This window comes from Nocardioides sp. (assembly GCF_047607365.1).
Taxonomy (GTDB): domain Bacteria; phylum Actinomycetota; class Actinomycetes; order Propionibacteriales; family Nocardioidaceae; genus Nocardioides.
Genome location: NZ_JASGDD010000146.1, coordinates 1 through 12550, shown reverse-complemented (window position 1 = coordinate 12550; position 12550 = coordinate 1). Strand labels below are relative to the sequence as shown.

The window sequence follows — 12550 nt, the reverse complement described above, 5'->3', positions numbered from 1 at the left end:
GTGGTGTACAGGCCGACGAGGAAGGATGGTGGGAAGAGGCTGTCGGTGCGGGTGACCGCGACCCGTGTGGGCTATCCGACGACGGTTGCCACCAGCTCTGCCGTGAAGGTGAAGAGGTGAGCGAGGCTCAGCTCGGGAACGGACGGCCGAACAGGTAGCCCTGCGCGAGGTCGTAGCCCAGCCGCCTGAGCACCGCCGCCTGGTGCACCGTCTCGACCCGCTCGGCGAGGAGCCGGACCCCGAGGCTGCGTCCCATCGTGGCGATGGCCTCGAGGATCGGCGCGTCGTAGCTGTCGTCGCGGATGCTCGTGACCAGCGACCCGTCGACCTTGATCAGGTCGATGGGCAGCTGCTCGATCCGGCCGAGGGAGGAGTAGCCGGAGCCGAAGTCGTCGACCGCCACGATCACGCCCAGCTCGCGCAGCCCGCGCAGGTTGGCGAGGATCCGTGGGTCGCCGTCGTCGAAGACGCTCTCGGTCACCTCGGCGACGATGGTGTCGCCGGGCATGCTCAGGCGGGCGAGCAGCTCCGCCATCCGGTCGACGTAGTCGTCGGTCCGCAGCTCGTGGACGGAGATGTTGACGCCCACGCTGCGGCGCGGCCCGGGCGCCGCCATCGTCACCCGGGCGGCCTCCTCGAGCACCCAGCGACCGAGCGAGTGGATGGCGCCGGTGCGCTCGGCCTCCGGGACGAAGTCCAGGGGCGAGACGGTGCCCTTCGTCGGGTGCCGCCACCGCACCAGCGCCTCGTGCCCGACCACCTCGTCGGTGGAGAGCTGCACGATCGGCTGCAGGTAGAGCGCCATCTGGCCCCGCGCGATGGCCGTCTCGAGCTCGCTCGCCGAGCGCTCCGGGTCCCCGTGCACGATCGTCTGGTCACGGCCCCCGGTCTTGGCGCCATAGAGCGCCACGTCGGCGCGGCTGACGAGCACCGATCCCGAGTCGCCCGGCTGTGCGGCCGCCACCCCGGCCGAGACGCGGACGCCGTACGGCGCCACGGACCGGATCCGGTCGGCGAGATCCGCCGCGCGGCCCAGCGGCCATCCGGGCAGCAGCAGCGCGAACTCGTCACCGCCGTAGCGGGCGAGCGCGGAGCCGTCCGGCGCCGCGACCTCCCACGCCCGGGCGCCGGCGACGAGCACCCGGTCCCCCCGGGCGTGGCCGCCGGCGTCGTTGATCCCCTTGAAGTCGTCGAGGTCGAAGACGACGACCGACAGGTGCGCGCCGGTGCGGTGGAACCGGGCGAGCTCCTCCTCCAGCCGCCGCTCGAAGCCGCGGCGGTTGAGCAGGCCGGTGAGCGCGTCCTCCTCTGCGCTGTTCGCGATGCGGGCCAGCCAGCCGACGACGACGCCGATGACCAGGCCGACCGACACGATCACCGTGATGTCGCCGATGGAGTTGCCGGCGGTGTGCAGCGACACGCCGCATGCGAGCGCGCAGAAGGCGATCTGGAGAATCCCCTCGCGGAGCGCGAAGAGGAAGATCGAGTCGATGAGGACGAACGAGTAGATGGTCGCCAGCGCGAGTGAGGCCGGCCCGCCGCCCGCGAAGATCACGATGGCGCTGATCAGCAGCGTCCCGATCGCGACCGCCAGGTGATAGCCCCAGCGCGGCATCAGCTGCCCGAAGGCGATGATGCCGATCCCGACCATGGCGGCGAACGCGCCGAGCCCCGCGATCGGCGGCCGGTCGACGTGGCCGCCCATCAGAGTGAGCGCGCCCACCAGCGCGATGATCCCGCCGGTGAGGTAGAAGCCGCCCGTGGTGGCCTGCAGGGCGCGGATGCCGCCGACCGACGGCGCCTCTCGCCAGGAGCGCAGCAGGTCGACGTACAACAGCGAGCGACGCGACAGCGCTCCCGTCATCGGCGACCCTCCCCCTTCGATCCTGCCCTTCTCGTGCTCATCATGGGGGCAGGCTGCGTCCTGCGGGACCGAGTTCCGGCAATGGGCGCAGCCTACAATCGGCCGCGTGACGAACGAGCTGACCGTCGTGGTCCTGGCCGCCGGCGGCGGCACCCGGATGAGGTCGCGGACCCCCAAGGTCCTCCACCCGGTCGCGGGCCGGTCGATGATCGGCCACGTGCTCGCCGCCGTCCGCGGGCTGGGGCCTGCCCGGGTCGTGACGGTCGTCGGACACCAGCGCGAGGTGGTGGGTCCGCACGTCAGCTCGCTGATGGAGGACGCGGTCCTCGCCGTGCAGGAGGAGCAGCTGGGCACCGGTCACGCGGTGGCCGTCGCGCTGTCGGCCTCGCCCGTCGCCTCCGGCACCGTCCTCGTCGCGTACGGCGACACGCCCCTGCTCCAGACCTCGACCCTGGCCGCGCTGGTGGCCGCCCACGAGGCCGCGGACCGTGCGGTGACGGTGCTGACCGGCATCGTGTCCTCGCCGGAGGGATACGGCCGGGTCGTGCGCTCGGCCACCGGGTCGGTCGAGGCGATCGTCGAGGAGAAGGACGCCACGCCCGAGCAGCGTGCCATCACCGAGGTGAACTCGGGCATCTACGCCTTCTCCGCCCCGTTCCTCGCCGAGGCCGTCGCCCGGATCGGCAACGGCAACGCGTCGGGGGAGTACTACCTGACCGACGCGGTCGGGCTCGCCGTCGCGGACGGCCTCGCCGTCGGCGCCGTCGTCGTCGAGGACAGCGCCGAGATCGAGGGCGCCAACGACCGGGTCCAGCTGGCCGCGCTCGGCCGGCTGCTCAACGCCCGCATCGTCGAGTCCTGGATGCGCGAGGGCGTGACGGTCGTCGACCCGCTGACGACGTGGATCGACGCCGACGTCGAGCTGACCGCCGACGTGACGCTGCTCCCGGGCGTCCAGCTCCACGGCGCCACCAAGGTCGATGCCGACGCCGTGATCGGGCCGGACTCGACCCTGACCGACACCGAGGTGGGCGCGGGCGCTCACCTCGTGCGGGTGCACGCCAACCTGGCCGTCATCGGCGCGGGCGCGGACGTCGGACCCTTCTCCTACCTCCGCCCGGGGACCGTGCTCGGGGCCGGCGGGAAGATCGGCGGCTTCGTGGAGACGAAGAACGCCGTGATCGGCGACCGCGCCAAGGTCCCGCATCTCTCCTACGTCGGCGACGCCGAGATCGGCGAGGGCACCAACATCGGCGCCGGCACGATCTTCGCCAACTACGACGGCATCGCCAAGCACCGCACGACCGTCGGCCGGCACGCCCGGACCGGCTCCAACAACACCTTCGTCGCTCCGGTGTCGATCGGGGACGGCGCCTCGACCGGCGGGGGCGCCGTCGTACGGGAGGACGTGCCGGCGGGCGCCCTGGCCGTCTCGGCAGGCCCGCTGCGGATCATCGAGGGCTGGGCGCGGGCCAAGCGGCCGGGGACGGCTCAGGCCGATGCCGCCGACGCCGCAGGGGATCAGTAGGATCGCTGCCAACTCGTAGCCGCTCCCGAGGAGTCCCGCGTGACCGACGTCAAGAAGACCACCGAGAAGCACCTGATGGTCTTCAGCGGCCGGGCCTACCCCGAGCTCGCCGAGGAGGTCGCGGACATCCTCGACACCGAGCTGGTGCCGAGCAACATCTTCGACTTCGCCAACGGCGAGACCTACGTGCGCTACGAGGAGTCCGTGCGCGGGTGCGACGCCTTCGTCATCCAGAGTCACACGGCGCCGATCAACAACTGGATCATGGAGCACCTGATCATGGTCGACGCGCTCAAGCGCGCCTCGGCCAAGCGGATCACCGTCGTGATGCCGTTCTGGGGCTACTCCCGCCAGGACAAGAAGCACCGCGGCCGTGAGCCGATCTCGGCCCGCCTCGTGGCCGACATGTTCAAGACCGCCGGCGCCGACCGGATCATCACCGTGGACCTGCACGCCGACCAGCTCCAGGGCTTCTTCGACGGCCCCGTCGACCACCTCTTCGCGCTGCCGGTGCTGACCGACTACATCAAGGAGAAGTACGGCTCGGCCGATCTCGCCGTGGTCTCGCCCGACGCCGGGCGGATCAAGGTCGCCGAGAAGTGGGCCGCCCGCCTCGGCGGCGTCCCACTCGCCTTCATCCACAAGACCCGCCGCACCGACGTCGCCAACGAGGTCGTCGCCAATCGGGTCGTCGGCGAGGTCAAGGGCAAGATCTGCGTCCTGACCGACGACATGATCGACACCGGCGGCACGATCGTGAAGGCCGCCGAGGCGCTGATCAAGGACGGCGCCGAGGGCGTCATCATCTGCGCCACCCACGCGATCCTCTCCGACCCCGCCGTCGACCGGCTCAAGAACAGCCCCGCCGTCGAGATCATCGTGACCAACACCCTCCCCATCGGGGAGGAGAAGCAGTTCGACAAGCTCACGACCCTCTCGGTCGGCCCCCTCATCGCCCGCGCGATCAGCGAGGTCTTCACCGACGGCTCCGTGACCTCCATGTTCGACGGCCACGCCTGACGTCCGCTCCCCGGACGGGCCCTCGGCCGGCGCGCTGGGCTGGGGCCGGGATCGTGCATTGGCACGACGACACCCCGGGGCCGGGCGGGACACGCCGTACGAGATCGTGCATTTGTGGGGATCGGGCGCGGGGGCGTGGGCGGTGAGCGGCGTCGGCTGCGGCCGCGGATTGGCGCGGGGCGAGGGCGGCCGCCTAAGATCGTCGGGTCGCTTTGGCGAGGGAGGACTGACTCCGTGATCGACTGGGCTGGCAGCTGGGCAGATCTGCTCTGATGCGCCGCGCCGGGTCCTGCGCGGCGTTTGTCGTCTCTCGGCCCTGGCGGCGCGTACGACGACAGCATCACCGACGAGGAGACACCCATGTCCAGCGAGAAGATCACCGCCGAGCCGCGCACCGAGTTCGGCAAGGGCGCGGCCCGCCGCATCCGCCGCGAGCACAAGATCCCCGCCGTCATCTACGGCCACGGCTCCGAGGCCACCCACGTGACCCTCCCGGGCCACGAGACCATGATGGCGCTGCGCCACCACGGCCAGAACGCGCTCCTCGAGCTCACCATCGAGGGCAAGACCCAGCTGGCCCTGACCAAGCAGGTCCAGGTCGACCACATCCGCCGGGTGATCGAGCACATCGACTTCGTCGCCGTGAAGGCGGGCGAGAAGGTCACCGTCAGCGTTCCCGTGACCACGGTCGGCGACGCCGCCGCCGACACGATCGTGACCCTCGAGCGCAACGAGGTCGCCGTCGAGGCCGAGGCCACCCACGTGCCCGAGTCCCTCGAGGTCTCCGTCGAGGGCGTCGTGGCCGGCACCATCATCACCGCCGGCGAGGTCACGCTGCCCAGCGGCGTGACGCTCGTCGACGACGCCGAGGTCCAGGTCGTCAACGTGGCCGCCGCCCCGACCGCCGAGCAGGTCGAGGCCGACCTCGAGGCCGCCGAGGCCGAGGCCGGCATCGTCCACGAGGAGTCGGACGCGGACGCCGCTGAGGCCGCTGCCGAGGAGGCCGGCGACGAGGCCGCCGCCTCCGACGCCGAGTGACCTGATCCCCATCCAGATCACCCATGAGTGACGAGGCCTGGCTCGTCGTCGGCCTGGGCAACCCCGGGCCGGCGTACGCCGGAAATCGTCACAACATCGGCTACCTCGTCAACGACGAGCTGGCCACCCGGCTGCGGGGCTCCTTCAAGAGCCTCAAGGCCGGGCGCTCCGACATCGTCGAGGGCCGCCTCGTCCCGGGCGCCCCTCGACTCGTCCTCTGCCGGCCGAAGAGCTACATGAACGAGACCGGCGGCCCGGTCAAGGCCACCGCCGCCTTCTACAAGATCCCGCCCGAGCGCATCGTCGTGATCCACGACGAGCTCGACATCGAGTTCGACACCCTCCGGGTGAAGCTCGGCGGCGGGGACAACGGCCACAACGGGCTCAAGTCGATCCGCGCCAGCCTCGGCACGGGCGACTTCTACCGCGTCCGGGTCGGCATCGGCCGCCCGCCCGGTCGCCAGGACGTCGCCGAGTTCGTCCTCAAGGACTACAGCGCGGCCGAGCGGAAGGTCCTGCCCTTCCAGGTCGACACCGCCGCCGACGCCGTCGAGTCCCTCGTCAGCGAGGGCCTCGAGCGCACCCAGTCGCGCTTCAACTCCTGAGAGCGTGTTCGAGCCCGGATCTCGTCCCGGGCTCGCGGATTCCTCGACACGGAACGGGTGAGGGGGGCGCGGCCCGCTCGCCTCATACCGCGGGCGCCGATTTCGTCATGCCCACGCTCGTCGCTGTTCACCGTGCGTCCACCTCCTAGGGGAGAGTGAGTCGCCCGGTCTCTCCACTCTTGCGCGCTGTGGGAGTGGCAGTTGACGTGGACGACGTGATCGCCACCGAGGACAGGCCGCGCAGGATCACCCTCGTCCGGGACACACCGGACCGGGTCTTCCGGGGCGTGGCGACGGCAAGCGGATGCACGGTCCTGGGGATCATGCTGCTCGTCGGCCTGTTCCTGACCGTGCGGGCGTCGCACGCCCTCAAGGAGTCCGGCTTCTCCTTCCTCACCACCCAGGCGTGGGATCCCGACGGCGGCAACTTCGGTGTCGCGGCGGTCCTCACCGGCACGATCCTCATCGCGGGCGTGGCGGTCTGCGTCGCGTTCCCGCTGTCGACGGCGACCTCGCTCTACATCACGCAGTACGCCCCGGAGCCGATGCGCAAGGCGCTGGTCTCGGTGATCGACCTCATGGCGGCCATCCCGTCGGTCGTCTACGGCCTGTGGGGCTTCTTCTTCCTCCAGGCGAAGGTCGCGCCGGTCTCGGCCTGGATCTCCCGGCACTTCGGCTGGTTCCCGCTCTTCAAGGTCGACGGCGTCAGCGCCGACGACCCGCTGCCCTCCACGACGATCTTCACCGCCTCGACGCTCATCGCCGGCCTGGTCGTCGGCATGATGATCACGCCCGTCGTCACCTCGATCATGCGCGAGGTCTTCTCCCAGGTCCCGGGCGGCGAGCGCGAGGGCGCCTTCGCGCTCGGCGCGACCAAGTGGGGCGTCATCCGCACCGTGGTGCTGCCCTTCGGCAAGGGCGGCATGATCGGCGGCACGATGCTCGGCCTCGGCCGTGCCCTCGGCGAGACCATCGCGGTCTACATGATCATCTCGCCGGTCTTCACCATCCAGCCGCACATCCTCCAGAGCGGCGCGATCTCGGTCTCCTCCCTGATCGCGCTCGACTTCGCCGAGGCCAACGCCTTCGGCCTGTCGGCGCTGATGGCGGCCGGGCTGGCGCTCTTCCTCCTCACGCTGGTGATCAACTTCGCGGCCTCCTCCGTGGTGGCCCGCTCGCGGTCGGGAGCGAGCAGTTGAGCGCGCAGGTCGCCGAGTCCCGCGTGGCGGCCGAGCAGGCGGCGGACGCGCCCCCTCCGCAGCCCGAGCAGCCGGAGGTACGCCGGTTCACCTCCGGTCTGCGCATCGCCGATCTCCTCACCGTGCTGGGCGCCCTCGCGGCCGCGGTCGCCCTGACCACGCTCATCGCCACGCAGATCGCGCCGATGCACGGCGCGCTCGCGTTCGTGGTCGTCGGCTACGTGCTCTTCCTGGGCATCTACGCCCTGCTGGTCTCCCTCGACGAGACCGGCCCGATCGTGGTCGACCGGGTCGTCGCCGTACTCGTCCAGTCCGGCGCCTTCCTGCTCGTCGGCGCGCTGGCCTCGGTGCTGATCTACACCGTCGGGCGCGGATTCCGGTCGATCCTGCACCTCAACATGTTCACCGAGGACATGACGGTGACCGGCCCGCTCGACCCGCTCACCAACGGCGGCGTCGTCCACGCCATGGTCGGCACCCTCATCCAGATCACGATCGCGCTGGCGATCACGATCCCGCTGGGTATCACCACGGCGCTCTTCCTGAGCGAGGTGCCGGGCCCGTTCGCGCGCTTCGTCCGCACCATCGTCGAGGCGATGACCGCGCTGCCGTCCATCGTCGCCGGCCTGTTCGTCTACGCGACGTACGTCCTCTTCCTCGGCCTCGACAAGTCCGGCTTCGCCGCCGGTCTGGCCATCACCGTGATGATGCTGCCGATCATGATCCGGGCGGCCGACGTCGTCTTCCGGCTCGTGCCGAGCACCCTCAAGGAGGCCAGCTACGGCCTCGGCGCCGGGCAGCTCAAGACGGTGCTCCACGTCGTGCTGCCGACCTCGCGCTCGGGGCTCACGACCGCGATCATCCTGGCCACCGCCCGCGGCATCGGCGAGACCTCGCCGGTGCTGCTCACCGCGGGCTACACGGCCTCGCTCAACGCCAACCCCTTCTCGGGACCGATGGTCTCCTTGCCGCTGGTGGTCTTCCAGATGGTCAAGGCGCCGCAACGCACCATGATCGAGCGCGGCTTCGGGACCGCCGTCGTCCTCATGGTGCTCGTCCTCGTCCTCTTCGTCGCCGCCCGCATCCTGGGCTCTCGCAGGAGCTACCGTGCCTAACCCCGGATCCACCGATTCTGCGCCTGCTGCGCGCCCCCGTCCGTGCGCCCCGGCTGCGTTGTCGCACCTCGACGGTCCTCCGGACCGCCTTCGGCGCTCCGCCTTGCCGGGACACCCGTCCGGTGGCGCTCGCTACGGCGAGAATCGGCGGATCCGGGCTAACCGACTCACCGCCGCCCTCGCCGCCCTGGCGACGGCGGGCCTCCTCCTGCTCGGCACGGGTCCCGCCAGCGCCGACGGCAGCCTCACCCCGATCACCGGCGAGGGCTCCTCGTGGGCCGGCAACGCGATCGACACCTGGCGGGCCGCGGTCTCCCAGAGCATGCGGGTCAACTTCGCCGCGACCGGCTCGGTCGCGGGCCTGACCGGCTTCGCGTCGGGCGGCAGCGACGACTTCGCCGCCAGCGACATCCCGTACGGCGTCCAGGACACCAGCCCGGACCCGCCCGGCCGCGCCTTCGCCTACATCCCGGACGTCGCCGGCGGCACCGCGTTCATGTACAACCTCACCGTCAACGGCAAGCGGTTCACCAACCTCAAGCTGTCGGGCGACGTGATCGCGGCGATCTTCGCCGGCAAGATCACCAAGTGGAACGACGCGAAGATCACCGCGCAGAACCCCGGCGTCGCGCTCCCTCCGCTGAAGATCACCCCCGTGGTCCGCTCCGACGGCTCGGGCTCGACCGCCCAGCTCACGCTGTGGATGGAGAAGCAGTTCCCCAGCGTGTGGACGTGCGGCCAGCTCTCGTTCTTCACCAAGTGCTCGTCGTACAGCCCGACGGTCCACCAGGCGAAGTCCGGTGACAACGGCGTCGCGGGCTTCGTAGCGCAGGCGAGCAACGCGGGCAGCATCGGCTACGTCGAGTACTCCTACGCCCTGCAGAGCAACTTCCCCGTGGCCAAGGTGCTCAACAAGGCCGGCTTCTACGTGCTCCCGACGGCCGAGAACGTCGCGGTCGCGCTGCAGAAGGCGACGATCAACACCAACAAGGGCGACCTGAAGAACTACCTCACCCAGCAGCTCGACGGCGTCTTCGCCTACACCGACCCGCGCAGCTACCCGGTCTCGTCCTACTCCTACTTCGTGGTGCCCACGGCCGCGCAGAGCGGGTTCACGACCGAGAAGGGCAAGACGCTCAGCAGCTTCATCAACTACGCGCTCTGCCAGGGTCAGCAGGCGATGAAGGCGCTCGGCTACTCACCGCTGCCGAAGAACCTCGTCCAGGCGGGTCTCGACCAGGTCAAGCTCATCCCCGGCGCCTCGGCCACGATCAGCATCTCCTCCTGCACCGGCAACCCGACGTTCTCCAGCGACGGCACCAACACCCTCGCCAAGACCGCCCCCTACCCGGACCTGTGCGACAAGTCCGACGCCGCGGCGACCTGCGTCTACGGCACGCTCTACTCGGCGTCCGGCTCCACGAAGTCGGGCACCACGAAGTCGTCCTCCTCCGGCAGCAGTACGACGTCGGGCACCTCGTCCGGCGGGACCGGGACCACGACGGACGGCACGGCGAGCACCGACCCGGGCGCCGTCGCCGACCCCGCCGCGGTCGGCGACCAGAGCGTGGCGGGCGGCACGACCGGGGGCCTGACGACGATCCTCAACCCCGACGGCAAGACGTCCTGCGACCAGGACACCGGGCAGTGCACCGAGCTGGCCGCGACGCCCATCGAGGTCGCCGCCAGCCAGGGTGCGGGCGTCTCGAAGTGGGCCGTGTGGCTGATGATCGCCGCGCTGATGCTGCTGATCCTGGCTCCACCGGCGGTGGTGCTCTCGGCCAGGCGGAAGCGCTCCTGATGGCCGGCACTCCCTGGTTCCTGCGGTCGCGGCGGCTGCGCGTCGCCGCCGCGACGGCACTGGTCCTCGATCTCGGCGCCGGCGCCTTCGCGGCCGCCCTGGCGGTGTCGTCGGTGAGCTCGGTGAGCGTGATGACGGCGGACACGGCGACCACGAGCAGCGCCGTCACGGTGGCCTGGACCGACGGCCGGAAGGCGCTCGACCCCGACTACGTCGACGACACCACGCTCGACGCCTCCGACCCGAACCAGCCGCTGTTCAAGGACCTGGCGGTCACCGTCTCGCAGACCGCGGACCTCACCGACCAAGGCCTGCTGGTCTCGTGGACGGGCGGCAAGGCGACCTCCGCAGGCGGCGCGGCGAGCAACTACCTGCAGATCATGCAGTGCTGGGCCTCCTCCGACACCGGTCCCACCCCGCAGCAGTGCCAGTGGGGCACCCCGAGCAGCTCCGTGGCGAGCCAGACCGGCTCCTACGCCTCGACCCGGGACCTGATGACCGGCGACGAGGCCGACCCCAAGCAGGATCTCGGCGCGGACTACCTCCACGGCCAGTTCGGCAACGAGGCGACCAACACGGTCCCGTTCTGGTCGATCGAGGATCCCGGCAAGACGAGCCTGACCTGGACCAACGACCAGTACAACCTGCCGCCGTTCAACGCCGCGCAGTCCAACGAGGTCACCTACGCGCGGACTGGCGCCGACGGCACCGGCCGGGCGATCGTCAGCCTGCAGAGCGCGCTGTCGGCTCCCTACCTCGGCTGCGGCGACGCGACGTACGCCGCGCAGGGGAAGTCCTGCTGGCTGGTCGTGGTGCCGCGCGGCGAGTACAACCCGAACGGCCGGAAGGCCTCCGAGCACGACGACTCGCTGCCGCAGAACTACTCCTACGTCGCCGGGTCGCCGCTCACGGCCTCGGTCTGGCAGGACCGGATCCAGGTCAAGCTCGGCTTCTCGGCGGTCGGCGGCAACTGCAAGCTCGGCGCGACCGAGATCCCGACCTCCGGCTCGGAGCTCGCCCGGGACGCGGCGCTGTCGTGGAAGTCGTCCATGTGCGCCAAGGGGCTGACGTTCGGGTTCTCGAAGGTGAGCGACGGCCAGGCCCGTAGCGCGATCACCTCGAGCGTGAGCGGCGGCGCGACCCTGGACTACGTCACCGAGCCGGTCGACCCCGACTCCGTGAACGGGGCGACGCTGGCGTACGCGCCGGTGACCACCTCGGCCATCGTGGTCAGCTACCTGATCGACAAGGCCTACACCTCGAGCTCGGCCAATCCGGACCTCGGCTCCAACGGCACGCTGGTGACCGACCTGCGGCTCACTCCCCGCCTGGTCGCAAAGCTGCTCACCCAGTCCTATCGGGCCGACACGCCCGGCGACGGAGCCAACTCGGAGGTCGCCTCGACCAACCCGCTGAGCCTGCGGAACGACCCCGAGTTCCTGGCGCTCAACCCGAACTTCGCGTACTTCTACAACACCTCCGGGCCGGACGGGCTGATCGTGCCGTTCGGTGACAGCGACGCCGCCAAGGCGGTCTGGTCCTGGCTGCGCTCGGACTCGGCGGCGCGCAAGTTCCTCGCGGGCAAGGCCGACCCGTGGGGCATGACGATCAACCCCGCCTACCTCGACCTCGACCTGGACACCGACACCACCCTCGCGTCCTTCCCGAAGGCCGACCCGTCGCAGTTCCAGACCGGGGACGCCCCGGCGCCGGGGTACGGCACGATCGACATGCGCCCCTACTCCTCGGACTACACCGACGGCGCCAAGCGCACCGTGACCGCGACCGCGGGCGGCAAGACCTTCTGGGACGTCACCAAGGTGCCCGCCCAGTACACCGGGGGCGCCGCGCAGCTGCCCGGCAGCCGGTTCGAGCTGGCGATCACGACCTCCCAGGCCGCCAGCCTCTACGGCCTGCCGGTCGCCTCGCTGGTGGACGACGTCAACGACACCGGCGACGGCGTCTCCCCGACGATCTCGGCGATGACGGCCCAGCTCGCGGCCCGCGTGGACAGCGACGTCGCCGGCGTCACGACGATGAACGCGCTCAAGTCGGTCGAGGGCGGCTACCCGCTCACGCTCCAGACCTACGCCGTGGTCAACGTCTGCACCGCGAGCCTCAGCGACCTCAAGGCGTACGCCTCCTACCTCGAGTACGTCGGCACGTCCGGTCAGTCGTCGGGACAGAAGCTCGGCGAGCTGCCGCTCGGCTACGCGCCGCTGGACGACACGGACAAGGCCGCCGACCTGAGCGTGGCCGCCGAGCTCCGCGCGGAGGTCGCGAGCCCCGCGTGCGACTCGCACAAGAAGGCCACGACGACGAAGGCGTCGGCCTCCGCGAGCGCCTCGGCGTCCGCCGCGGCCGCCACGACGCCGGCGGC

9 protein-coding genes are annotated in these 12550 nt (G+C 70.8%); 8 read left to right on the top strand and 1 reads right to left on the bottom strand.

Annotated elements, in window-relative coordinates; translation table 11 throughout:
• Positions 1–127: 127 nt before the first annotated feature.
• Positions 128–1864, bottom strand: coding sequence for a putative bifunctional diguanylate cyclase/phosphodiesterase (locus tag QM572_RS11660; protein WP_415093243.1), 1737 nt, complete (start codon positions 1862–1864; stop codon positions 128–130).
• A gap of 106 nt (positions 1865–1970) precedes the next feature.
• On the opposite strand from QM572_RS11660, the gene glmU reads away from it, so the two are divergent.
• From glmU to QM572_RS11620, 8 genes are all read left to right on the top strand, one after another.
• Positions 1971–3392 (top strand): bifunctional UDP-N-acetylglucosamine diphosphorylase/glucosamine-1-phosphate N-acetyltransferase GlmU, encoded by a 1422-nt coding sequence (gene glmU / locus QM572_RS11655; protein ID WP_415093241.1) that lies wholly within the window; start codon positions 1971–1973, stop codon positions 3390–3392.
• Between the two features lie 39 nt (positions 3393–3431).
• Positions 3432–4412: a ribose-phosphate diphosphokinase gene (locus tag QM572_RS11650; RefSeq protein ID WP_415093239.1), complete on the top strand. Its 981-nt coding sequence runs from the start codon at positions 3432–3434 to the stop codon at positions 4410–4412.
• A gap of 360 nt (positions 4413–4772) precedes the next feature.
• Positions 4773–5450: a 50S ribosomal protein L25/general stress protein Ctc gene (locus QM572_RS11645; RefSeq protein ID WP_415093237.1), complete on the top strand. Its 678-nt coding sequence runs from the start codon at positions 4773–4775 to the stop codon at positions 5448–5450.
• Between the two features lie 23 nt (positions 5451–5473).
• On the top strand, positions 5474–6055 hold the full coding sequence (pth, locus tag QM572_RS11640; RefSeq protein WP_415093235.1) for an aminoacyl-tRNA hydrolase: 582 nt from the start codon (positions 5474–5476) through the stop codon (positions 6053–6055).
• A 194-nt stretch (positions 6056–6249) separates the two neighbouring features.
• Entirely contained in the window at positions 6250–7254 is a 1005-nt protein-coding gene (pstC, locus tag QM572_RS11635) for a phosphate ABC transporter permease subunit PstC (RefSeq protein ID WP_415093233.1), read from the top strand.
• On the top strand, positions 7251–8369 hold the full coding sequence (gene pstA, locus QM572_RS11630; protein ID WP_415093231.1) for a phosphate ABC transporter permease PstA: 1119 nt from the start codon (positions 7251–7253) through the stop codon (positions 8367–8369). Before pstC ends, pstA begins: the two co-directional genes overlap by 4 nt.
• Positions 8370–8472: 103 nt before the next feature.
• The gene (gene pstS / locus QM572_RS11625) at positions 8473–10170 is read left to right on the top strand and encodes a phosphate ABC transporter substrate-binding protein PstS (protein ID WP_415093229.1); all 1698 of its coding nucleotides are present in this window, start codon (positions 8473–8475) and stop codon (positions 10168–10170) included.
• Positions 10170–12550 (top strand): hypothetical protein (locus tag QM572_RS11620; protein ID WP_415093227.1); only part of this gene is annotated, 2381 nt, incomplete at its 3' end. The genes pstS and QM572_RS11620, both read left to right, overlap by 1 nt.

What these genes read in the sequence shown, in the direction of transcription:
- pth (WP_415093235.1), top strand. Translation starts at nt 5,474, where the DNA reads ATGAGTGACGAGGCCTGGCTCGTCGTCGGCCTGGGCAACCCCGGGCCG.
- QM572_RS11660 (WP_415093243.1), bottom strand. Translation starts at nt 1,864, where the DNA reads ATGACGGGAGCGCTGTCGCGTCGCTCGCTGTTGTACGTCGACCTGCTG.
- QM572_RS11645 (WP_415093237.1), top strand. Translation starts at nt 4,773, where the DNA reads ATGTCCAGCGAGAAGATCACCGCCGAGCCGCGCACCGAGTTCGGCAAG.